The sequence below is a fragment of the Streptomyces sp. NBC_00454 genome (assembly GCF_041434015.1).
Classification (GTDB): domain Bacteria; phylum Actinomycetota; class Actinomycetes; order Streptomycetales; family Streptomycetaceae; genus Streptomyces.
On sequence record NZ_CP107907.1, the window covers coordinates 499,057 to 519,884 of the forward strand.

Consider the following 20,828-nt stretch of genomic DNA (forward strand, 5'->3'; position numbering starts at 1 on the left):
GGCGCCCGGCGCCACTTTGCGGACACCCCCTAAAGGTTGTTGCAGAAGGCTCAGTGTGGGCAGGGCTGTGTGGCGGGTTGAGCTGCTGTTTCACCGTGTCATCGCGAGGTTGTGCATGGTGGCGACGGCTTGGACGGCGTGGTGGAGGCCGTCTCCTTTCTGGCGGCAGTCGCGGAGGATCTTCCAGTTCTTCATGCGGGCGAAGGTGTGCTCGACGCGGGCGCGAACGCGTCGGTGTTCGGCGTTGTCTTCTTCCTGGCCGCGCAGGAGGGGGCGTCCAGCTCGTCTGCGGTGCGGGACGATCAGCCCGGTGCCCAAGTAGGCGCCGTCCGCGATGACCGTCGTCCCGGCGGCCTGGGCCGGCAGATCCGACTCGCGCCAGACGTGGGCGTCGGCCTTGTTGCCGGGCGCCGGGCGGGCGCTCGCGACGACCAGGCGGCTGTCCGCGTCGATGATGACCTGCACGTTCGCCGAGAACCGGTAGTTGCGGGACGAGGCGGCGACGGTGCGGTCGCGGACTGGGATCAAGGTTCCGTCCACGATCCACAGCCGTTCCACGTCGGCGACCGGCCGCGGGGCCGGCTCCAGCGCCAGCAGCGGCCGTAGGCGCTGGATGACTCGACAGACGGTGGCCGGGGAGATCCCGAAGAGCGGAGCGAGCTGCCGCATGGTCAGGTTCGTGCGGTAGTACACCGCCACCAGCAGCACCCTGTCGGGCAGCGGTAGGCACCAGGGCCGGCCACCGCCGGGCCCGTTCCCGCCCCGCTCGCGCACCACCTTCACCAGCTTCGCGAACCGATCGATCCGCAAGCCCGTGAACGTCTCCACCCACACCGGCTCAGCCCGCAACACCCCACCCATACAGGGAAAATGCCCAACGCCGAGCCTTCTGCAACACCCTTTAGGGCCCCGCACCGCGTACTACCCGGCGGCGCGGGGCTCGGGCATCATGGCCCGGCACCGGAGTTCACCGGCGCGGGGGCGCCCCCGCGTCCCCTGCGACCGCGATCCGGAGGCCCCTGTGACATCGCACGACCAGGCGAGGCGCGATGAGCTGTACCTCGACCCGTACCCGCTCTACGCCCGTGCCCGTCGGGCCGAGGGCCTGACGTACGTACCGGAGTTCGACGCGTGGCTGGTGGCCCGGGACCGGGACGTACGGGAGGTACTGGTACGCGCCGACTACTTCTCCTCCGTCAACTCGCTGACCCCGGACATCGCCCTCTCGGAGGCGGCCCTGGGCGTGCTGCCCCGGGGCTTCGGCCCGCGCCCCACCGTCGTCACCTCGGACGGCGCGGAGCACCGGCGCCACCGCGGCGTACTCAACCAGGGGCTGTCCGTCCCGCGCGTGGCGGCCGTGCTGCCGTACGCCCGGGAGTGCGCGCGCGAGCTGGTGGACGGCATCGCGGCGGAGGGTTCCTCGGAGCTGATGGCGGCGTACGCCCGGCGGCTGCCCGGGCAGGTGGTCGGCCGGCTCATCGGCCTGGACCCGGCGGACGTGCCCGCCGCGGTGCACGGCGGATACCGGGCCGAAGAGCTGTTCTTCAGGCCGATGTCGCCGCAGGCACAGTCGGCGGCGGCCGAGGACGTGGTCGAGCTCCAGCACCTGCTGGACGGTTACCTCCGCGACCGGCGCGCCTCGCCCCGGGGCGACCTGTGCTCGGCCATGGTGGCAGCCCTCGCACCCGGTGAGGGCGAGCTCACCCTGGAACAGCGCCACGAGCTGGTCGCGAGCCTCCAGAACCTGCTGATCGCCGGATTCCTCACCACGAGCGCGCTGATCGGCAGCACTCTGCTGCACCTGCTGCGCGACCGGTCCCAGTGGGAGGCGCTCTGCGCCGACCCGGCCCTGATCCCCGCCGCGGTGGAAGAGGCCGCGCGCTACGACGCGGCCGTCCAGGCCTTCCGCCGCACCACCACACGCCCGGTGACGCTCTCCGGGACGAAGCTCCCGGCCGGCGCCTCGGTGCTGGTCGCCTACGGTTCGGCCAACCGCGACGAGGACCGGTACGAACGGGCCGACCAGTTCGACATCGGCCGCCCCGAATACCGCCGCCACCTCGCCTTCGGCCACGGACCCCACGGCTGCCCCGGCTCGCACCTGGCCCGCGAACAGCTGCGCATCACCCTCGAGGTGTTCACCCACCGCCTGCCGGGCCTCCGCCTCGACCCGGACGGCCCCCCGCCCGCCATGCGCCCCACCTTGATCCACCGCTCGCCGCAGACCCTGCACACGACCTGGTAGACGCCCGGCTCCCCGCCGCGCCCGGCGTCCTGTCCGCCGGGGCGTGCGGGTTTCTGCCGGCATCTATTGAAAACGATTGCCATTTCCATATACTGGCGCCATGGCACGCAACGAAGTACGCCCGATCATCAAGCTCCGCTCCACCGCCGGCACCGGCCACACCTACGTCACCCGCAAGAACCGGCGGAACGACCCGGACCGCATGGTGCTGCGCAAGTACGACCCGGTCGCCCGCCGGCACGTCGACTTCCGCGAAGAACGCTGACCCCCACTCCCCGGAAAGAGCCACCCCATGAAGCCTGGAATCCACCCCGTCTACGGGCCCGTCGTCTTCCGCGACAAGGCCGCCGACTTCGCCTTCCTCACCCGCTCGACCGCCACCAGCGACAAGAGCGTCGAATGGGAGGACGGCAACACCTACCCGGTCATCGACGTCGAGATCTCCTCGCAGAGCCACCCCTTCTACACCGGCACCGCGCGCGTCCTCGACACCGCGGGACGCGTCGAGCGCTTCGAGCGCCGCTACGGAGGACACAAGTGACCCTCCCCGTCGTGATCGTCGGCGGGATGCACGCCGACGCGCGCAAGGAGACCGTCGAGCACCTGCTGCGGACGGTGCCGGGGAGCGTCGCCCTGCACCACGACCTGTCCTCGGCCGCCGACGGCAACGTCCTTCGTACGCTGCGCGATTCCGGGGGTGAGGTGTCCGCCGACGAAACCCCGCTGGTCAACGACTGTGCCTGCTGCGCACTGCGCGAGGACCTCGTCCCGGAGCTGGAGCGGCTGGCCGCGAGCGGGCTGACCCGCCTGGCCGTCGTGGAGCTCTGGGACTCGGTCGAGCCCAGGGGCATGGCCGAGGTCGTGGCCGCCCACGCCGGTGACCTCCTGGAACTCACCAATGTGATCACCGCCGTCGACCCCTCGCTGGTCCTGCCCTGCCTCGGCAACGGCGACGACCTCGCCGAGGCCGGACTCGCCGCGGCGGCCACCGACCGGCGCACCGTCGGGGACACCTGGGCCCGTCAGCTCGAATACGCGCCGGTCCTCGCGATCGCCGACACCGAGGAGTCCGACGACGGGGACCGCGCCCTGCTCACCCAACTGCACCCGACGGCCCGAAAGGTGCCCACCGGCTCCAGCGAACTGACCCGGCTCGCCTTCGCCGGCTTCGACGTGGAGGCGGCCGCCGCGGCCCAGCACCCCGCCTGCGCGCGCCTCCCCCAGGAAGCCGACGAGGCCGGAGTGGGCACTCTCGTCTGGCAGCGGCGCCGCCCGTTCCACCCCGAGCGGCTCTACGCGGCCCTGGAGGACCTGACCTGCGCCGCGGCCCGCAGCCGCGGCCGGTTCTGGCTCGCCGACCGCCCCGACACCCTGCTCGCCTGGGACGCGGCCGGTGGCGCGCTGTGCGTGCAGAGCCACGGCCCCTGGCTCGCCTCGCTCCCCGACGCCGCCTGGGAGCTGGTCCCCGCCCCGCGGCGGGCCGCGGCCGCCCTCGACTGGGACCCCGAGCACGGCGACTGCTGCCAGCACCTGGTCTTCACCTCCCCGGGCCTCGACCGCGAAGGCACCGAGCGGCTCCTGGACTCCTGCCTCCTGACCGACGCCGAATACGCGGCCGGGCGGGAAGGATGGAGACGGCTCCCCGCGGCGTTCGCCCCCTTCCTCGACTCCGTCTCCTGACGGTCCGCACCGTTCACCGCCCGGAGCTCAACCGCCCGGGGTGAACGTCACCGGCAGGGTCAGGGGGCCGCGCAGGCCGCCGGGGCGCCAGGGGATCTGCGCCGGGGGGACCGCGAGGGCGAGGCCGGGCAGGCGCCGCAGGGCGGTGCCGATGGCGATCCGGCCCTCCAGGCGGGCCAGCGGAGCGCCCAGGCAGTAGTGGAGGCCGTGGCCGAACGCCAAGTGGGCGTTGTCCGGCCGGGTGATGTCCAGGCGGTCGGGGTCCGGGAACCGCCCCGGGTCCCGGTCGGCGACGGCCGAGCCGATCAGCACGGTCGCGCCGCGCGGGATGCGCACGCCCGCGATCTCCAGGTCCTCGCGCGCGAAGCGGGCGATGCCGGGACTGACCGGGCCGTCGTAGCGGAGGAACTCCTCGATCGCGCCCGGCAGCAGGCCGGGATCGCGGCGCAGCAGGGCGAGCTGGTCGGGGTGGGCGAGCAGCATGGCGAGGCCGCCGCCGATCAGATTGACCGTGGTGATGTAGCCGGCGGCCAGCAGCAGGAACACCATGGCGACGAGCTCGTCCTCGGTCAGCCGCTGTTCCTCGTCCCGGGCGGCGACGAGGGCGCTGAGCAGGTCCTCGCCGGGGTCCGCCCGCTTGGCGCGGATGAGTTCGGTGACGTACGCGCGCATGTGCTGCCAGGCCTCGTTCACCACGGCGGGGTCCGGCGGCTCCGCGCCCCGCATGATCATGCGGTCGGTCCAGTGCTGGAACTCGTGCCGCTCGTCCACCGGCACCCCGAGCAGTTCGCTGATCACCGTGACCGGGAGCGGCAGTGCGAAGTCCGCGACGAGGTCGGCGCTCCCGGCCGCCACGACCGTGTCCAGCAGCCGGTCGGTGACTGCCTGGATCCGCGGCCCCATGTCGGCCACGCGGTGGGCGGTGAACGCCTTGGAGACCAGGCGGCGCAGGCGCGTGTGGTCGGGCGGATCGCTGCGCAGCATGGTGCCGAGCATCGCCTCGCGCTCCGTGTCGGGCAGCTGCCGCAGGAGCCGGGTGTCGGAGGCGTCGCGCACGTCGCTGCTGAGCCGGGAGTCGGACAGGGCCGCGAGCCCGTCCTCGTAGCGGGTGACGAGCCAGGCCTCCAGGCCGCCCGCGATGACGACGCGTCGGACCGGGCCGTCCTCGCGCAGCCGCCGGTACAGCGGGAACGGGTCCGCGACGAAGGCCGGGTCGGCGTAAGGGAGGAGGACCGGCTCCTGGCTCATGTCCCCTCCCGCACCGTGGTGGATCCGCTGCGGAGCGATTCCTTGGGCGGCCGCTCGCGCAGGGCCCCGTAGCCGATGAAGTAGGCCGGCACCCGGTTCAGCCACCGCGAGTCGGTGACGAGCTCCGTCAGCCGCTTCGCCCGCCGCGGGTGGCCGAAGGCGACGCGCCCGGCCAGCAGGGGCTCGATGACCTGGGCGTGGGCCAGGCGTTGCAGTCCCTGGGTCGCCAGTGTCGTGGGCATGCGGCGGCGCTGTACCCCGCGTACGTCGCGGAGCCCCACGCTCCCCGCGCGCAGGGGTTCCACCAGGTGGCGGGCCGCGGCCACCGCGTCCTGTACGGCGAGGTTGATGCCGATGCCGAAGACCGGCGACATGGCGTGGGCGGCGTCGCCGATGCACAGCAGCCCCGGCCGGTGCCAGCGCCGCAGCCGGTCCAGCCGTACGTCGAGCAGCTTGACCTCGTCCCAGGAGGTGACCGAGTGCGCCCGGTCGGCCAGCCACGGGACGGCCTGCGTGAATTGGGCCATGAACCGGTCCAGGCCTTCTGCGCGGCGCTCGGCATCGGTTCCCTTGGGGATGAGCCCCGCGATCTGCCAGTAGTCGCCGCGGTCGATGAGCGCGCTGAAGAACCGTTCGCCCAGGCCTCCCACGAGCCCGCTGGGGTCGTCCTCGTGGCGCGGCAGCCGGAACCACCAGGCGTCCATCGGGCACGGGAAGCTCTCCAGGCCGAGCTCGGGCAGCACCCTGGCGAAGGATCCGCGGCCGTCGCAGGCCACGGTCAGCGTGGCCCTGAGCTCACCGGTGGCGCCGTCCGCGGTGCGGTACCGCACGCCCGCGACCCTGCCGTGTTCCATCAGGAAGGACGTCGCCTCGGTGTCCATGCGCAGCCGGAAGGAGGGCTCTTTGCGCGCTTCGTCGGCGAGCAGGTCGAGGAGGTCCCACTGCGGCACCATCGCGATGTAGTTGTACTTGCCGTGCAGCGCCGCGATGTTCCCGACCGTGATGAGGGAGCGGTCGGGTCCGATGGGCAGTTGCACCGAGGTGACCCGCCGTTGCGGCAGCCGGGCGAACCGTTCGGCGAGGCCGATGTCGTCCAGCAGCGACAGGGTGGACGGGTGCACGGTGTCGCCGCGGAAATCGCGGAGGAAGTCGCCGTGTTTCTCCAGCACCGTGACCTCCACCCCGGCCCGCGCCAGCAGCAGGGCCAGCACCATCCCGGCGGGCCCGCCTCCCACGACACAGCAGGCCGTACGCTCCACGGCGACCACTCCCTCCGCCGGCATCGGGTACGCCCCGTCCGGCACGTACCCCGACGTATACCCCACCGGGGGCGCCGGTCCCGGTAGCCGCGTCAGCCGTTCGTCAGGGTGCCGCCGGCGGGCGTCACCGCACATCGCGGCCCTGCCATCGCTTGCCCGGAGCGGGACCGCCTCCGGACGCGCCGCTCACCGGACGGGTGGCCGCCGTGCGAGGGCGAGCAGATGCATGCTGGTCACGGCGAGTTCGGGGTGGCCGTCGGCGAAGTGCGCTGCGGCCAGGGCCTCTTCGAGTGCCTCCGGCCCGAGGTTCCGCATCCCGGTGTGACGCTGTTGAGCCTTCAGCGCCGCGTAGGCAGGACCTTCAGGGCGCGCCTCCTTCCAGGGCTCCACCGGAAGGTGTGTCCTTGACGCATCATCACGGCTGATCACGCGGAACTCCGAATAGGGGAAGGCGATCACCGGAGAACTGGAGGCCCGCATCCGATGAACCGCGACGACGAACGCACGAGCGACCGCGACACCTTCCTGACCTGGGTCAAGACCGCCCTGTACGAGGCCGAGCTCGCGCTGCACAACGGCGACCCCGCGCCCCGCCGGGCCCTCTGGTCACGGAACGAGCCCGTGAGCGTACTGGGCGCGTGGCGCAACGCCACCGGCCAGCAGGAACTCGACAAGCTCTTCACCGCACTCGGCAAGAGCTTCTCCGACTGCACCTCGTACGCGTTCGAAGTGCTGGCGTACGACGTGGTGGGCGACATGGCCTACACGGCCGGCTTCGAACACACCTCCACCTCCGTGGACGGGCAACCGCGCACTTACACCTTGCGGGCCACCCAGGTGTACCGCCGCGAGGACGGTGAATGGAGGGTGGCACACCGGCACGGCGACACCGTGACCGAGTGAAGGCGCCCGGGGACCCGGGCGGCGAGGCCGTCTTCCCACAGCCGCACGTGTGCGAGGAGGATGGGAGCAACGACTCCGCTCGGAGGAGAAGCACATGAGGACACGTACCCTGCGCACCCTGTTCGTCGCCGGAACGGTCGCCGTGGCCGCCTTCGGCTCCCCCACGGCGGCGCAAGCCCTGCCCACGTGCCCGGGCAACGCCATCTGCCTGTGGCGCTTCCAGGACGGCACCGGCGACGTGTACGTATGGCGCGGCGGTTACGTGGACCTGCCCGCCTCGTTCGTGGACCACGTCGGCTCGTTCCGGGCCAACAGGACCGGCGCCTTCATCGACTGGGCGACCCACAAGGACTGCCGCCCGGTCCGGGTCGGCGACTACGCCTCCAACTACCAGGGGCGCTTCGGCGGGAAGATCGACGCGGTCGGCAACAACTGCTGACTGCCTGCACGTCCGGCCGCGTCGGACCGGCACGGCGCTCAGTACACGAGTTTGTAGGTCACGTCCTTCGGGACCGGGTCCGGTGCGGTGTCGGTGTACAGGAGCCGGATCGTCGTGAAGCGCCGGAGGTCGGGGTGGTCGGGCCAGGCCTCCGGATTGCTCAGGGTCACCGTTACCGGGTAGGCGCGGAAACGGCCGGCCGCGCAGTAGGGGCGGCAGTCGTTCACCATGTCGGTGCCGGTGGCCGTCGCGGTCCTCGTGCCCCAGCTGTCCCAGTGCAGTCCGACGAGGCGGTTGTTGCCGTCCCCGCAGGCCAGGAGGTACTCCTCCGGGCGCAGCCGGGCCTGGGAGAAGCAGTCGACGACCACCACTGGATCCGGAGCCCGTGGATCCAGGATCCGGGCCGACGGCGCTGCGCCGGTGTGCGCGGAGGCCGGGATCACGGCGGCCGCCATGGCCGCGGCCGTGCACAGCAGGGTGGTCATCCGCATCCTGGACCGGGATGCGCGTGCGGGTCGGCCAGCTGCTGAAACGTTCACGAAGAGCCTTCCTCGCCACTCTGCCCGCCTGTCCGCCACCTCACCCAGCTTGCCCCCTTCGTGTGGACCTCGCACCTGCTGGGAACGGGGGCGGGATCACCTGTGCAGCAGGGCGCAGACGAAGTCCTCCTGGATCTCCCGGACCCGTGCGAGCAGGTCGGGGTTGTTGGTGAGGGACGTCTGCGTGGTGATCGAGAAGGTCAGCGAGCGCCGGCCGTCGGCCGTGGCCGCCACCAGTTGCGTATAACCGGCCGTATTGCCGGTGTGGCCGTACACCGCTCCGCAGCGCGTGGTGTAGCGGTAGATCGCCAGGCCCGCCTCGGTGCGACCGGGGCCGGGGGGCTGGGACAGCGCGCCGGGGATGAAGGTGAACTGCTGCCGCCGGAGGCGTTGCGATACGAGCGCCCCGCCCGCGTAGCCCCGGATGAACGCGGTCAGGTCCTTCGGCGTGGAGACGATGCCCCCGGCCGCCCAGGCCCCGGAGGCGCCGAAGGCCTCACTGACGTCGACGGGCCCGTCCTCGGGATCGATCTGGTAGCCGTGGAGGAAGGGCACGGGCAGCCGGTATCCCTGCGGCAGGCTCGTGGCGTCCATGCCCAGCGGCTCGTACACGAGCTCGCGCAACAGTGACTCGTAGCGGCGTCCGGTGGCGGCCTCGGCCATGAGGGCGACGGCGATGTTGTCGGAGTTGGAGTACTGGTAGCGGCTGCCCGGCCGGAACTCGAGGTCCTCGTCGGCGACGAACTCCAGCAGGTGCCGGGAGTCGAAGCGGTGCCGGGGGTCCTCGGAGATGATGTCGAAGAACCCCTGGGAAGCCGAGTAGTCCGGCAACCCACTGGTGTGATGGAGGAGTTGGCGCAGGGTCACGCGGTGCCACGCGGCGGGCTGACCGGGCAGCACCTCACCGATCGTGTCGTCCAGGTGCAGCCGGCCGCGGTCGACGAGGCCCAGGGCCACCGCCCCGGTGAAGGCCTTGGCGACACTGGCGATGCGCATGTGGTCGGTCGCCCTCGGCGGCCGGCCGCTCTCCACGTCGGCCACGCCCGCCCGGTAGACCTCCGCGTGGTCGCCGTCGCGCAGGACGGCGATGACTCCGGGGGGCCCGTCGGGCCTCTTCACCAGCTCCCGCAGCTCCTGGTGGAGCCCGGTCCCGGGCGGCGGGTTCCGGTCCGATCCGGCCTGCGCGGGCTGCACCGAGGTGCCGAGCACGGCGCTGCAGACGGCGGCGGCCGCGGCGAGGCGCAGCGACGAGCGGATCCTGCCGGCGCGGCCGGACGGGCGTCGGGACACGGAGGTACCTCCCGGGGAGACGGAGCGCGGTGGCCCACCATGGCAGGAGCCGCACCGGCGCCGGCGCCGACACGTCCGCACGCCGGTCGGCTGTGGCCCGTCCGGCCCCCGAGCCCGGTCAGATGTACATGTCCTTCTCGTCGTACGAGGGGCCGTAGTAGCGCTCCAGCTGTTCCAGGGACTCGTGCGTGCGCTCCAGGCTCTTGGAGATCCTCGCCCTGGAGGGTGCGGCGTCCGGGTTCCAGGTCTCCGGTTTCCACAGGGCGGAGCGTACGAAGGCCCGGGAGCAGTGGAAGTAGACCTGCTCGATCTCCACGAGGAGGGCGAGCGTGGGGCGGTGTCCCTTGACGGTCAGGTCGTCGAAGAAGGGCGCATCGCGGAGCAGCCGGGCCCTGCCGTTGACGCGGAGGGAGTCGCCGCGGCCCGGGATCAGGAAGAGCAGGCCGACATGGGGGTTGGTGAGGACGTTGTGGTAGCCGTCGGCACGGCGGTTGCCGGGGCGGTCCGGGATCACGAGGGTGGTGTCGTCGAGGGCCTTGGCGAAGCCGGCCGGGTCGCCCTTGGGCGAGACGTCACAGGTGCCGTCGGCGGCGGAGGTGGAGATCAGGCAGAGCGGGGACCGCGCGAGCCACTGCTTGTGGTGGTCGTGGAGCGTCCGCCGTTCCTTGCCCAGGGCCACCGGGGTGGGTTCGCCGAGCAGCTCCCGCAGCTCCCCCTCGGTGGTGATCTCCTCGAACGCGTCCCTGTTCACTGCCCGCCCCCGTCTGCCGTGCGCGGCCGGACCGCCGCTCTGCGGCGACCTTGCCACGGCGGTCCGGGCGGCGGACACCCCCGGGGCGTGACGTCGGTCACGGGGTGAGGTGCTCCGCCGTCGGCTCCTCCTGCCGCGGGGGTTCCACGGCGGGAGGAGCCGAACGGCGTCTGTCAGGTGCGGTACGCGTAGTAGATCGCGTCCGGGTAGGAAGCGATCAGGCTCGCGAGCGACTTGCGGTACGTGTTGGTGGAGTGGTACGTCACGTACGGCATTCCGGCGGCGCTGCGGTACGTCACCATCATCGAGTGGTCCTTCGACCCGTCCTTGTTGAAGTCCACCTGCAGGACGTCACCGATGTCCGCCTGGTAGACGTTGGCAAGGTTGGTGGCCCGCTGGTTGGACAGCGTGAACCACGACCACTCGTTCGCACCGACCCACGAGTCGGTCTGCAGGGCGCCGTCGTACCACCAGTTGCGGTAGTCGTACGTGGTGCCCGACACGTTCTTCCAGCCGCCGGCCTTCAGCGCCTGGCTGATGAAGTTGGTGCAGTCGCCCCCGTTCCCGCTGAACTTGCGGTACGCCGGGTTGTAGTTGCTCCAGTACTTCTCCGCGTACTTCGCCATGGCGGTGTAGTCGTACGCACCGCCCGTCTTCACCTTGGGGTTCGCCGTGGCGGGGTACTTGGTGGATGCGGGCGTGCCCTGCGGATACTGGTTGCCGTCGTCCGTGACGACGTTCACCTTGGCGGCCAGGGGCTCGTTGACCGCGACGGGGCCGCTGTTCTGGGACTTGATCGAGGCCAGCTCCCAGTTGCCACCCTTCTTGCTGGTGAGGGTCAGCTCGTACTTCGTCCCGATATCGGTGGTCGCCGGCTCGTCCCCGCGCACCTTCTTGTAGGTGAGCGTGGTCTGCTCGGTGACCTGGACGGTCGCCTTCCCGCCGGTGATCGTGGCACGGTCCACGACCACGCGGGTGTCGGCGCCCGTGTAGGCCTCGCCGAGTTCCGCCAGTCGCGTCTTGCGTGCCCGCAGCGACTGGAGCGCGGTGTCCTCGTCCTTCTTCAGCTTGGCGGACAGACGGGTCTTCGTGCCGGGCTTGCCGGAGCCGTGGCTCCCTGCCTTGTCCTCGACCAGCGCCTGCGTGCGCTGGGAGAGGACGTCGTCGGCGATGCGGGCGAAGGTGTCGGCGGTGGCACGGTCGGCCGCTTTGGGCCCGCTTACCGCGGACGCGGAGTAGGCGAGCATGCTGCCGGACACCAGGGCCACGGTCAGGGCCGCGATGGCGGCAGGCCTGAACCTCTTGGGTATCACTCTGTTTTCCCCTTTTTCACCCGGTCCACATAAACCGGGAGAGGGAATTTTCGCACAACTGGGCGAGCATTTGGTTGCGTTCCGGTTCCATCCTCGGCCGCCTGACGGGAGTCGCCCCGCGCGCCGGGCTTCCCGCCTCCGCTTGATCACCGCGGACCCTCCGGTCCACCAGGTGACACCTGCCACCTGCTGGACGGTCCCACAGCATGTACATCTAGGCTGGGCGGCGACAAGCACAGCACAGGGGGCATTCGGAGTGGACGGGCAGGACTCGGCCCCAACGGGGCGATCGCGGGGCAGGCGGGCTGCTCCGCAGCGCGGCGACGGGGCGACGACGGGCCTCCGGGGGAAGCCCGGAGCGCGCCGACGACCCCGCGCGGGCGCCGGACGCCTGGGCCGGCTCGGCGAATTCTTCCGCCTCGGCCGCCTTGGCCTTCTCGGCCGCCTCGACGCCCTCGCACCGGCCGCTGCCGTCGCGCGCACGCAGCTGCGGCGCCTGCGCCCCGAATTCCCGAGGCCGGGCCGGAGCGGCTGGCGCCGCTGGATACCCTCCTGGCGTCAGTGGCTGGGCGCCTGCCTCTACGTGTTCATAGGCCTGGGCTGCTTCCTCACGTTCGCGTACGCGACCACCGACGTACCCGACGACCTCAACCATTTCGCCACACAACAGGACAACGTCTACTACTGGGCCGACGGTTCCACGATGGCGCGGACGGGCTGGGTCAGCCGGCAGGAGATGCCGCTCGACAAGGTGCCCACGAAGGTCCAGGGCGCCGTGCTCTCGGCCGAGAACGCGAGCTTCTACTCCGACCCCGGCGTCTCGCCCTCCGGCGTCCTGCGCGCCCTGCGCGCCACGGTGACGGGCGGTGAGACCCAGGGCGGGTCCACCATCACGCAGCAGTACGTGAAGAACGCCTACCTGAACCAGGACCGCACCCTCTCCCGGAAGTTCACCGAGCTCCTGCTCGCGGTGAAGCTGGACAACCAGAGGCCCAAGAAGCAGATCCTGCAGGACTACCTCAACACCAGCTGGTTCGGCCGCGGCACCTACGGCATCCAGCGCGCGTCCCAGGCCTACTACGGCAAGGACGTCTCGCAGCTCAACGCCAGCGAGGGCGCCTTCCTGGCCTCGCTCCTCAAGGGCGCCGGTCTCTACGACCCCGCCATCAGCCCGGAGAACCACGCCCGGGCCGTCGAACGGTGGAACTGGATCCTCGACCGCATGGTCGTGACCGGCAACCTCTCACGCGCCGAGCGCGCCACGTACACGACCTTCCCCGAGCCCTCGGTCCAGTCCGTCCCCGGCACCGCCGACCCGCAGGAGGGGTACCTGGTCGAACTGGCCAAGGCGTACGCGGTCAAGGCCGGCCACATCCGGGACGCCGACTTCGACCTCGGCGGCTACCAGATCTACACGACCTTCGACAGGTCGCGCATGGCCGCCCTGACCGCTGCCGTGCAGGAGACGCAGAAGGGCTTCGACGCCGAGCGCCGCCCCAACACCGACAAGAACGTGAAGATCGGTGCGGCGAGCGTCGCCCCGGACGGCCGGCTGCTCGCCGTGTACGGGGGCCCCGACTACCGGAAGCAGGGCTTCAACGAGTCGAACGCGACGACCATTCCGGTGGGCACGGCGTTCACCCCGATCGTCTACGCCGCCGCGCTCGACGAAGGAGTGCTGCGCACGCGCGGCAAGGACCGTACGACCGTCTCCCCCTCCACCACGTACGACGGCAACGACCAGGTCACCGTGCAGACGCCCGAGGGCCCGTACTGGGACCGCAACGGCAAGGTGGTGAAGGGGCAGAACGAAGGTGACCGCAGCTGGGGCCGGGTGACCTTGCGCCAGGCCGTCTCCGACTCCATCAACACCCCCATGCTCCAGCTCGGCCTCGACGTGGGCCTCGACCGGGTGGACTCCTTCGCCGAGCGCGTGGGCCTGCTCGGGCCGAGCCTCGGACCGCGGATTCCCCAGTTCGCGCTCGGGGAGAACTCGACGCCCAGCGCGATCCGCATGGCCGGCGCCTACGAGACCTTCGCCAACGACGGGATGCACACCGATCCCTACTCAGTCCGCTCGATCACCCGCAACGGCACCGCCGTGCCGATCAGTGTGCCGAAGCCGGTCCGGGCCCTGACGGCCAAGACCGCCCGCGCGGTGACGGACGCCATGCAGGACGCCGTCACCGGAGGATCCGCGAAGACGGCGGGCAAGGCGCACCCCGGTGCGGCGGGCAAGACGGGAACGACCCCCGCCAACACGGCGGGCTGGTTCGTGGCCAACACCGAGAGCGAATCGACGGCCGTGGTGGTCTACCGGATGGCGCTGACCGACCTGGTCCCGCTGCCGCTGACGGGGCTGGGCGGGGACGCCCCGGCAACGCCCGCCAGCGAGCGGGCGGTGCGGCTGTGGGCCGGCTACATCAAGGCAGTGAAGTAGGCCGGGGCGAAGACGCCCCGGCGAGCCCGGCTCGGCGTCGCGGCGCCCCGGCGCCCCCGGCGAGCCCGGCTACTTGATCAGCGTGGTCCAGTCCGGCGCCTGCGCCGGGTCGAGCAGCCGCAGCTGCGCCAGGACCTTGGGGTCCTGCGCGTCCATCCAGTCCGCCAGCTCCTTGAACGAGACGCAGCGGACGTCCTCGCGCGGGCAGACGTCCTTCATCACGTCCTCGATGGCCTTCATGTAGATGCCACCGTTCCAGTCCTCGAAGTGGTTGCCGATGAACATGGGCGCGCGGCTTCCGTTGTAGACACGGTTGAAGCCGTTCATGTACGAGCCCCGGGTCTGTGCCCGCCACGCCGCGAACTTCGAGGGGTCGCCCTGGGTGCTGTCGCCCGACTGGTTGTAGAGGAAGTTGAAGTCCATGGAGAGGACCTGGAGCTCTTTGCCCTGGAACGGGACGAGTTGGAGCGGGAAGTTCCATATGTCCGCCTGCTTGGACGGCCACATCTGGAAGTCTCCCGCGGAACTCGCGTCGTAGCGCCAGCCGTACGGCTTGATCGCGGCCAGGAGGTTCTTCTGACCCTCCAGGCAGGGCGCGCGGCCGCCGACCACTTCCCGGTCCGGGTCGAAGGGCAGCGGCGCCTCCTGGGTGAAACCGGTATTGGTCTTCCACTCCTTCACGAAGGAGTACGTCTGGTCTATCTCGCTCTTCCACTCGGCGGGGCTCCATTCACCGCCGCCCTTGGGCCCGCAGAAGTGCCCGTTGAAGTGCGAACCGATCTCGTTGCCGTCGCTCCAGGCGCCGCGCAGCTGCTCCAGCGTGGACTTCACGTGCGGAACGGTCGGGTAGGAGATGGCGGCCGAGCCCTGGGTGTGCTGGGGCGGGTTGTAGAGCATCTTCTTGTTCTCCGGCAGCAGGTAGATGCCCGTGAGGAAGAAGGTCATGTGGGCCTTGTTCTCCTTGGCCACCTGACGGAAGTGCGAGAAGAGGTGGTCATCGCCTTCCAGTGCGCCGTCCCAGGAGAACACCACGAACTGCGGCGGCTTCTCGCCCGGCTTCAGCCGCTCGGGCTTGAGCTGTCCCGGCTGCGGCCCGGTGTAGGAGGTGGAGCCGTCCCCCAGCACCTTGACCTTGCCGTCCCAAGGCGCCTCCGCGCCCTTCGCGGCGGCGGCCCCGTCGGCCGTACCGCCCGCGGCCGCGAGCTTCGCGTCGCTCCCGGTGGTCCCCGAGGAGCCTCGCACCGTGAACGCGTACGCGGCCGTGGCGGCCCCGGCCAGGGATATCACGGCCATGGCTATGCCCAGGCGCTTGCGGTTCTGCGCCCGCCTGCGCACCTTGCGGGTGTTCCGGGACTCCTCCCGGGTACCTGGAGCGGCGTCGGTGTCAGCCATCGCAGTCGTCCCCCATAGCTGTCGTCCCCCTGATCACCGCAGCCTGGCCGGCATGGATGGTTCATACGAATATAGAACTTGTCGGCAATCCTCCTGCACCCGGTATCCCCCGCGCACGTCGCTTCACAGCCAACTCACAGCCCTGGAGGGCCGGTCCCGTGCGTCCCGGGCCGGAGGAACCGGCGCTCAGGCCCCGTGGTTCTGGGCCGCCCGCGACTACTTCGGGCGCCCGTACTCCCGCTGCGTGTGCCGCCTGACCTGGGCATAGAGCTTGTCGGCAAGCTTGTCGATGGCCACGAACATGTCGGAAGCGGCTGCGGTGATGGGGGTGAGGTCCTGGCCGTCCACCTGGAGGAGGGTGCCCGTGGCGGTCTGCTCCGAGCCGTTGACCTTCAGGGTCACCTGGACCCTGGTGGTCTCGGTGCCCTGCCCATCGAGCCTGGCCAGCTTCTCGCCGACATGCGCGCGCAACGCGTCGGTGATCTCGACGTCGTCTCCGCTGAGGGTGTGGTCCATCGTTTGCCTTTCGCTTGTCTGGCAGGTCCTCGCTGGTCAGGAGGGCTCCGGAGTGGGAAATCGGCCCAAGGTTATCGCGGACCGGGGCCGGATCGGCACAGACCTCAGGCGGCGGTGTCGTCCGGCTCCGTGGTCATGCGGGCCACGTGGAGCGCCAGGTAGGAGACCTCGTCCTCGCTCAGGTGCTGCCCCAGACGGAGCTCGACGATCGTCGCCAGCTGCTGAGCGGTGCGGGTCGCCTCCGGGTAGTGCCGGCGGATGCCCTCGCCGATCGTGGACTCGTGCCCCTTCAGCTGCCTGTGCTGCTGGATCCGCACGAAGAGGTAGCGCACGTGGGTGATGAACCGTGCCGCGCTCATGGACTCCTGGGAGACGGACAGCCCGTAGCGCTCCCTGACGACGGCGAGCATCTGCTGGATGACGCCGGTCATCGTGTACGTGAAGGACAGGTCGCCGGTGGAGAAGCCCGCGTTGACCAGGTGCAGCGCGAGCGCGATCGCCTCGGAGGCTTCCAGTCGCGGGTCCACGCGCTCGTTGATGGCCTCCAGCAGGCGCTGGGCCTGGTGGTACTCGGTGGCGTAAAGGGCCTCGACCTCGGCGCGCAGCGGGTACTCGATGACGATGCCCCGCGCGGCCCGGTCCAGCGCGCCCGCGACGTGGTCGGCGACGGCGATGGCGAGGGTGGGCCGGGTGGACTCGCGCCCCTCGATGCCGGCTTCGTCGAGGGCGATCACGACGGCCCGCAGGACCTCCTCGTCGATGAGGGCGAGGACCTCGCTCAGATGGTCGGGGTCGCGGCCGTCCGCCGGGACGAAGACGCGCACGATCAGCGCCGGGTCGACGGGCTTGCCCTGGCGGGAGCTGAAACCGATGCCCCGCCCGGTGAGGATGACCTCCTGGCCCTTGTCGTCGCGCGCGAGGACCACATTGTTGTTGAGGACCCGCAGCGCCTTCAACGCCTGCTCTCCTTCTCGTCCACAGTCCGGTTCTCCCCAATGATCCCGCATCGTCCACCGCCCGGGCGCCACCCTCCCCCGAACCGGTCCGACGCGGGCACGCGCCCCAGGAGGTGGCGCGTGCCCGCGTCGGACCGGTGGAGGGTCGTCAGCGCCGTACGGTCACCACGGGGGCCCCGGCCGTGACGGTCTGCCCGGTGTGCGGCTCCACCGAGGCGAGGTCCGCCGTGTTCGTGACGGTCATGAGGGTGACGGTCGGGTGCTCCGCCGCGCGCACGGCGTCGAGGTCGACCTCGACGAGGAGGTCGCCGACGGAGACCTGCCGGCCGGCCTCGGCGCGGACGTCGAAGCCCTCCCCCTTCATCTGCACCGTGTCGATGCCGATGTGGATGAGCACCTCGATGCCGTCGGCGGTACGGATGCCGAAGGCGTGGCCGGTGGCGGCGACGATGATCAGCTCCCCGTCGACCGGGGCGACGACACGGCCGTCGGCCGGCTCGATGCCCACGCCCTCGCCGAGCGCCCGGGAGGCGAAGACGGGGTCCCCGACCTCGTCGAGGCCGACCACGCGGCCCGCGACCGGCGCGGCGAGCTCGATGCCCTTCCCGGCGGCGGATGCGGAGGAAGAGGTGGAAGCACCGGCCGCGGGGGCGGGAGCACCGCTCACGGAGCCGGGCCCCGCGACGGACCCTGCGGCAGACGCCGCTGCGCCGACGGCGACGAGCTCGCGGTCATCGGCCGCCTCGGCCTCCCCGCGGGAGGCCTCCTCGGCGGCGTCGCGCTCGGCGTTGGCCTGGGCGCGGTCCTCCGGGGTGCGGAAGTCGGAGAAGTAGACGAGCGCCATCGAGACGAAGAAGGACGCCGTGATCGCGATGGAGTAGGTGGCCATCGGGGAGAAGACCGGGATGGTCAGCAGCGAGGTGAAGGCGAAGGCCTTGGTGTCCACGCCGCCCATGACGCCCACGATCACGCCGCCGACGAGGCAGCCGACGAGCATGCGCGGGTAGATCCGCTTGAAGCGCAGGTGGATGCCGTACAGCGAGGGCTCGGAGATGCCGCCGAGCAGACCTGCGGCCAGGGCCCCGGTGGCGGTCTGGCGCATCTCCTTCTCGCGGTGACGGAGCGAGAGCAGCAGCACGCCGGCGGTCGCACCGAAGCAGGCGAAGTTCCAGGCGCCCATCGGGCCCTGGATGAAGTCGTAGCCCAGGGTGTTGATGTTGACCAGCATGAGCGCGTTGAGCGGCCAGTGCAGGCCCAGCGGCACCAGGAACGGGTAGATCAACGGGATCATGATCGCGAAGACGATCGGGGCGTTGCCGTTCAGCCACGACAGGCCCTCACCGAGGCCGTTGCCGGCCCAGACGCCCAGCGGGCCGATGAGGAAGGCGGTGATCGGGATCATGATCAGCATGCTGAAGAACGGCACGAAGACCAGGTGCACGGTCTCCGGGAAGATCCGCTGCAGACCCTTGTAGACCAGGGCGAGCAGGGCGACCATCAGCAGCGGCACGAACACCTGGCCGCCGTAGTCGTTCAGCTGCATCGGCAGCCCGAAGACGTGCGCCACGCACTCCTGGGTGCCCAGCGTCCCGTTGGTGGTGCAGGTGATGCCAGGGATCCCGGACTTCGGGTTGAGCATGCCCGTGAAGTTCGGGGTCATCACCGCGGCCATCACCGCGGCGCCCACCCAGGGATCGACCTTCAGCTTCTTGGACGCGTTGTAGGCGACCATGATCGGCAGGAAGTACAGCACCGAGCGCCACATGGCGTCGACGAACACCCAGGTGGCGGACTTGTCGGCGGCGCGGAAGTCGACGACGCCCAGGGCGTCGAGGACTGAGGCGATCGCGATGATGAGCGAGGAGCCCAGCAGCACGCCCATGAGCGGGCGGAACGAGTCGGAGAGGTACTCGAAGAAGTTGTCGACCCAGGCGTAGCGGCCGCGGCTCTTGGCCCGCATCGCGGCCTTGACGTCTGCGTCGGACTCCGGGCGGGCCGTGCCGCCGCCGCTCATCGACGGCAGGTTCATGATCTCGGAGTAGACGCGTGCGACGGCTCCGCCGATCACGATCTGCAGGCGGTCACCGGACTGCGGCACGGTGGCCATGACGCCGTCGAGGGCATCGAGCGCGGCCGCGTCGACCTTCGCCCCGTCGTGGAGCTGGAAGCGCAGCCTGGTCGCGCAGTGCGTGAGGCTCTCGATGTTCCCGGCTCCACCGACGCCGCGGAGGATCTGCTCCGCCTGCGTGCCGGGCCCGGCTACGGGTGTGTTCATGATGCGTCCTTGCATCCTGGGGCTCTTGCCATCCTGCTTCGGTCCACGATCTCTCCCGCCCGGATCAGGGCAACAAAAAAGGCCCGGGTCGCGCACACGGCGCTACCCAGGCCTTGCCTCCCCTCGAGCGGCACACCGCCTTGGCGTCGCGTGGCGACGAAGGTGGCGTCCTCGGGGAGTAACAATCCTGCGATCGAGATCGATCAGACAAAACCTTAACACCGGCAGACGCCTTCGAAGGACGGCGCCGACGTGGCGCGCATGGGCGGGCGTGCAGACCGGCACCGCGGCGTCAGGTGGTGCGGGCTTCCCGGATCGCCGTGCCTGCGTGGTGGAGGCTGGCGAGGGCCTGCCGGTACGAGGCCATCAGGCCGACTTCCAGATAGCTGATCCCCAGCTCCTCGCAGTGGCGGCGGACGATGCTCTGCGCCTTGCGAAGGTGCGGGCTGGGCATGCTGGGGAAGAGATGGTGCTCGATCTGATAGTTCAATCCGCCGAGGACGAGGTCGGTGAGCCTGCCGCCCCGGACATCGCGCGAGGTCAGCACCTGGCGGCGCAGGTAGTCGGGCCTGTCCGCGCTCCGCAGGGTCGGCATGCCCTTGTGGTTGGGGGCGAAGACGGAGCCGAGGTAGACGCCGAAGAGGGCCCGGTGGACCACGAGGAAGACGATGGCCTTGGTCGGCGGCAGCACCAGGAAGAGGGCACCGAGGTACGCGAAGACGTGCGCGAAGAGCAGGGTTCCCTCCCAGACCCGGTTCTTGAGCGACTTGTCCGCCAGTGACCGGATCGCGGACAGGTGGAGATGGAACCCTTCCAACGTGAGCAGGGGGAAGAACAAGAACGCCTGGTAGCGGCCGAGGAGCCGGGGCAGACCTCGTGCGGCGCGTGCTTGGTCCCGTGTCCAGACGAGGAACGTCGGAGCGATGTCGGGGTCGAGGTCCTCGTTGTTGGGATTGGCGTGATGGCGGGAGTGCTTGTCCTGCCACCAGCCGTATCCCAGGCAGATGCCGAGGTTTCCCACGAGGCGTCCGGACACCTCGGTGGCCTTCCGGAGGCGGAAGACCTGCCGGTGCGCGATGTCGTGCGCCAAAAGGCCGACCTGCCCGAACACGAAGGCGAGGAAGGCGGCGACGAGCAACGTCCACCAGCTGTCCCCGATCAGAACGAACGCCACCCAGCCGCAGACGTACAGCGCCGTCACGAGGGTGATGCGCAGTGCGTAATGCGCCGGTCGGCGGTCCATCAGCCCGGCGGCCCGGATCTTGTCGGTGAGGCGGGCGAAGTCACTCCCCGTTTCCACCCCTGCGGCTGAGGGGCCCGTCGACTCTGGTGAAAGCATGATCGGAAGTCACCTTCCGTGAGGGATGGTCGCCGGATCGTGGCGGTCCCGATAGGGAGACCCTTCACTCACATGCTCCACCCGGATCCGGGGTTCGGCTGGCCGATGGCCTCTGCGGCCATGCGCGCGTCACGGACCGTGACGGCCCGGGATCGGGGCGCCCCCGCAGGAGGGAGGGGCCGTACGGGGCATTCTTCGCCGGTGGCGCACGGTATGCCGCCGGGCGGAGCGGTCAGCCGACGG

At 70.7% G+C, this 20,828-nt stretch carries 20 protein-coding genes; 7 read left to right on the top strand and 13 right to left on the bottom strand.

Features of this window, described 5'->3' with window-relative positions; translation table 11 throughout:
• Positions 1 to 90 precede the first annotated feature (90 nt).
• Positions 91 to 861, bottom strand: coding sequence for a transposase (locus OHU74_RS02295; RefSeq protein WP_371614300.1), 771 nt, complete (start codon positions 859 to 861; stop codon positions 91 to 93).
• A gap of 160 nt (positions 862 to 1,021) precedes the next feature.
• Here OHU74_RS02295 and OHU74_RS02300 point away from each other — a divergent pair, with 160 nt between their 5' ends.
• The 4 genes from OHU74_RS02300 to OHU74_RS02315 all read left to right on the top strand — a co-directional run bounded on the left by OHU74_RS02300 (position 1,022) and on the right by OHU74_RS02315 (position 3,925).
• Positions 1,022 to 2,245 (top strand): cytochrome P450, encoded by a 1,224-nt coding sequence (locus tag OHU74_RS02300; RefSeq protein ID WP_371614303.1) that lies wholly within the window; start codon positions 1,022 to 1,024, stop codon positions 2,243 to 2,245.
• Positions 2,246 to 2,345: 100 nt separating this feature from the next.
• Complete coding sequence (gene rpmG, locus OHU74_RS02305) at positions 2,346 to 2,510, top strand: 50S ribosomal protein L33 (protein ID WP_365425438.1); 165 nt, start codon at positions 2,346 to 2,348, stop codon at positions 2,508 to 2,510.
• 27 nt (positions 2,511 to 2,537) lie between these two features.
• On the top strand, positions 2,538 to 2,786 hold the full coding sequence (locus OHU74_RS02310) for a type B 50S ribosomal protein L31 (RefSeq protein WP_371614304.1): 249 nt from the start codon (positions 2,538 to 2,540) through the stop codon (positions 2,784 to 2,786).
• A gap of 26 nt (positions 2,787 to 2,812) precedes the next feature.
• Complete coding sequence (locus OHU74_RS02315) at positions 2,813 to 3,925, top strand: GTP-binding protein (protein WP_371619540.1); 1,113 nt, start codon at positions 2,813 to 2,815, stop codon at positions 3,923 to 3,925.
• Positions 3,926 to 3,952: 27 nt separating this feature from the next.
• On the opposite strand, the gene OHU74_RS02320 is transcribed toward OHU74_RS02315, so the two are convergent.
• The 3 genes from OHU74_RS02320 to OHU74_RS02330 form a co-directional block, all read right to left on the bottom strand.
• Positions 3,953 to 5,173 carry a cytochrome P450 gene (locus OHU74_RS02320; protein WP_371614305.1) on the bottom strand — a complete coding sequence of 407 codons (1,221 nt, stop codon included), beginning with the start codon at positions 5,171 to 5,173 and terminating at the stop codon, positions 3,953 to 3,955.
• Positions 5,170 to 6,432, bottom strand: coding sequence for an FAD-dependent oxidoreductase (locus OHU74_RS02325; RefSeq protein ID WP_371614306.1), 1,263 nt, complete (start codon positions 6,430 to 6,432; stop codon positions 5,170 to 5,172). The genes OHU74_RS02320 and OHU74_RS02325 overlap by 4 nt, the downstream gene beginning before the upstream one ends.
• Before the next feature lie 186 nt (positions 6,433 to 6,618).
• Complete coding sequence (locus OHU74_RS02330) at positions 6,619 to 6,891, bottom strand: hypothetical protein (RefSeq protein ID WP_371614307.1); 273 nt, start codon at positions 6,889 to 6,891, stop codon at positions 6,619 to 6,621.
• 24 nt (positions 6,892 to 6,915) lie between these two features.
• Between OHU74_RS02330 and OHU74_RS02335 the strand changes: the two genes are divergently transcribed.
• Both OHU74_RS02335 and OHU74_RS02340 read left to right on the top strand, forming a co-directional pair.
• Complete coding sequence (locus OHU74_RS02335) at positions 6,916 to 7,335, top strand: nuclear transport factor 2 family protein (protein WP_371614308.1); 420 nt, start codon at positions 6,916 to 6,918, stop codon at positions 7,333 to 7,335.
• Positions 7,336 to 7,429: 94 nt separating this feature from the next.
• Entirely contained in the window at positions 7,430 to 7,774 is a 345-nt protein-coding gene (locus tag OHU74_RS02340; RefSeq protein ID WP_371614309.1) for a peptidase inhibitor family I36 protein, read from the top strand.
• 38 nt (positions 7,775 to 7,812) lie between these two features.
• Here the strand turns inward: OHU74_RS02340 and OHU74_RS02345 are convergent, their stop codons facing one another.
• From OHU74_RS02345 to OHU74_RS02360, 4 genes are all read right to left on the bottom strand, one after another.
• Positions 7,813 to 8,259 carry a hypothetical protein gene (locus tag OHU74_RS02345; RefSeq protein ID WP_371614310.1) on the bottom strand — a complete coding sequence of 149 codons (447 nt, stop codon included), beginning with the start codon at positions 8,257 to 8,259 and terminating at the stop codon, positions 7,813 to 7,815.
• 150 nt (positions 8,260 to 8,409) lie between these two features.
• Complete coding sequence (locus OHU74_RS02350; protein ID WP_371614311.1) at positions 8,410 to 9,603, bottom strand: serine hydrolase domain-containing protein; 1,194 nt, start codon at positions 9,601 to 9,603, stop codon at positions 8,410 to 8,412.
• A 118-nt stretch (positions 9,604 to 9,721) separates the two neighbouring features.
• Positions 9,722 to 10,354, bottom strand: coding sequence for a pyridoxamine 5'-phosphate oxidase family protein (locus OHU74_RS02355; protein ID WP_371614312.1), 633 nt, complete (start codon positions 10,352 to 10,354; stop codon positions 9,722 to 9,724).
• A gap of 173 nt (positions 10,355 to 10,527) precedes the next feature.
• Positions 10,528 to 11,667: an amidase domain-containing protein gene (locus tag OHU74_RS02360; protein ID WP_371614313.1), complete on the bottom strand. Its 1,140-nt coding sequence runs from the start codon at positions 11,665 to 11,667 to the stop codon at positions 10,528 to 10,530.
• Between the two features lie 256 nt (positions 11,668 to 11,923).
• Here OHU74_RS02360 and OHU74_RS02365 point away from each other — a divergent pair, with 256 nt between their 5' ends.
• Positions 11,924 to 14,107 (top strand): transglycosylase domain-containing protein, encoded by a 2,184-nt coding sequence (locus OHU74_RS02365; protein WP_371614314.1) that lies wholly within the window; start codon positions 11,924 to 11,926, stop codon positions 14,105 to 14,107.
• 69 nt (positions 14,108 to 14,176) lie between these two features.
• Here OHU74_RS02365 and OHU74_RS02370 read toward each other — a convergent pair whose 3' ends face one another.
• The 5 genes from OHU74_RS02370 to OHU74_RS02390 form a co-directional block, all read right to left on the bottom strand.
• Positions 14,177 to 15,499 carry a hypothetical protein gene (locus OHU74_RS02370; protein ID WP_371614315.1) on the bottom strand — a complete coding sequence of 441 codons (1,323 nt, stop codon included), beginning with the start codon at positions 15,497 to 15,499 and terminating at the stop codon, positions 14,177 to 14,179.
• A 216-nt stretch (positions 15,500 to 15,715) separates the two neighbouring features.
• On the bottom strand, positions 15,716 to 16,015 hold the full coding sequence (gene hpf, locus OHU74_RS02375) for a ribosome hibernation-promoting factor, HPF/YfiA family (RefSeq protein WP_371614316.1): 300 nt from the start codon (positions 16,013 to 16,015) through the stop codon (positions 15,716 to 15,718).
• Between the two features lie 104 nt (positions 16,016 to 16,119).
• The gene (locus OHU74_RS02380; protein ID WP_371614317.1) at positions 16,120 to 16,971 is read right to left on the bottom strand and encodes a PRD domain-containing protein; all 852 of its coding nucleotides are present in this window, start codon (positions 16,969 to 16,971) and stop codon (positions 16,120 to 16,122) included.
• 148 nt (positions 16,972 to 17,119) lie between these two features.
• Positions 17,120 to 19,246 (bottom strand): glucose PTS transporter subunit IIA, encoded by a 2,127-nt coding sequence (locus tag OHU74_RS02385; RefSeq protein ID WP_371614318.1) that lies wholly within the window; start codon positions 19,244 to 19,246, stop codon positions 17,120 to 17,122.
• Between the two features lie 292 nt (positions 19,247 to 19,538).
• Positions 19,539 to 20,585 (bottom strand): fatty acid desaturase, encoded by a 1,047-nt coding sequence (locus tag OHU74_RS02390; protein ID WP_371614319.1) that lies wholly within the window; start codon positions 20,583 to 20,585, stop codon positions 19,539 to 19,541.
• Positions 20,586 to 20,828: the final 243 nt, after the last annotated feature.

Excerpts from the sequence above, each read along its gene's own strand:
- OHU74_RS02295 (WP_371614300.1), bottom strand. The coding sequence starts at position 861 with ATGGGTGGGGTGTTGCGGGCTGAGCCGGTGTGGGTGGAGACGTTCACG.
- rpmG (WP_365425438.1), top strand. The coding sequence starts at position 2,346 with ATGGCACGCAACGAAGTACGCCCGATCATCAAGCTCCGCTCCACCGCC.
- OHU74_RS02310 (WP_371614304.1), top strand. The coding sequence starts at position 2,538 with ATGAAGCCTGGAATCCACCCCGTCTACGGGCCCGTCGTCTTCCGCGAC.
- OHU74_RS02315 (WP_371619540.1), top strand. The coding sequence starts at position 2,813 with ATGCACGCCGACGCGCGCAAGGAGACCGTCGAGCACCTGCTGCGGACG.
- OHU74_RS02320 (WP_371614305.1), bottom strand. The coding sequence starts at position 5,173 with ATGAGCCAGGAGCCGGTCCTCCTCCCTTACGCCGACCCGGCCTTCGTC.
- OHU74_RS02335 (WP_371614308.1), top strand. The coding sequence starts at position 6,916 with ATGAACCGCGACGACGAACGCACGAGCGACCGCGACACCTTCCTGACC.
- OHU74_RS02340 (WP_371614309.1), top strand. The coding sequence starts at position 7,430 with ATGAGGACACGTACCCTGCGCACCCTGTTCGTCGCCGGAACGGTCGCC.
- OHU74_RS02345 (WP_371614310.1), bottom strand. The coding sequence starts at position 8,259 with ATGACCACCCTGCTGTGCACGGCCGCGGCCATGGCGGCCGCCGTGATC.
- OHU74_RS02370 (WP_371614315.1), bottom strand. The coding sequence starts at position 15,499 with ATGGCTGACACCGACGCCGCTCCAGGTACCCGGGAGGAGTCCCGGAAC.
- hpf (WP_371614316.1), bottom strand. The coding sequence starts at position 16,015 with ATGGACCACACCCTCAGCGGAGACGACGTCGAGATCACCGACGCGTTG.
- OHU74_RS02385 (WP_371614318.1), bottom strand. The coding sequence starts at position 19,246 with ATGAACACACCCGTAGCCGGGCCCGGCACGCAGGCGGAGCAGATCCTC.
- OHU74_RS02390 (WP_371614319.1), bottom strand. The coding sequence starts at position 20,585 with ATGCTTTCACCAGAGTCGACGGGCCCCTCAGCCGCAGGGGTGGAAACG.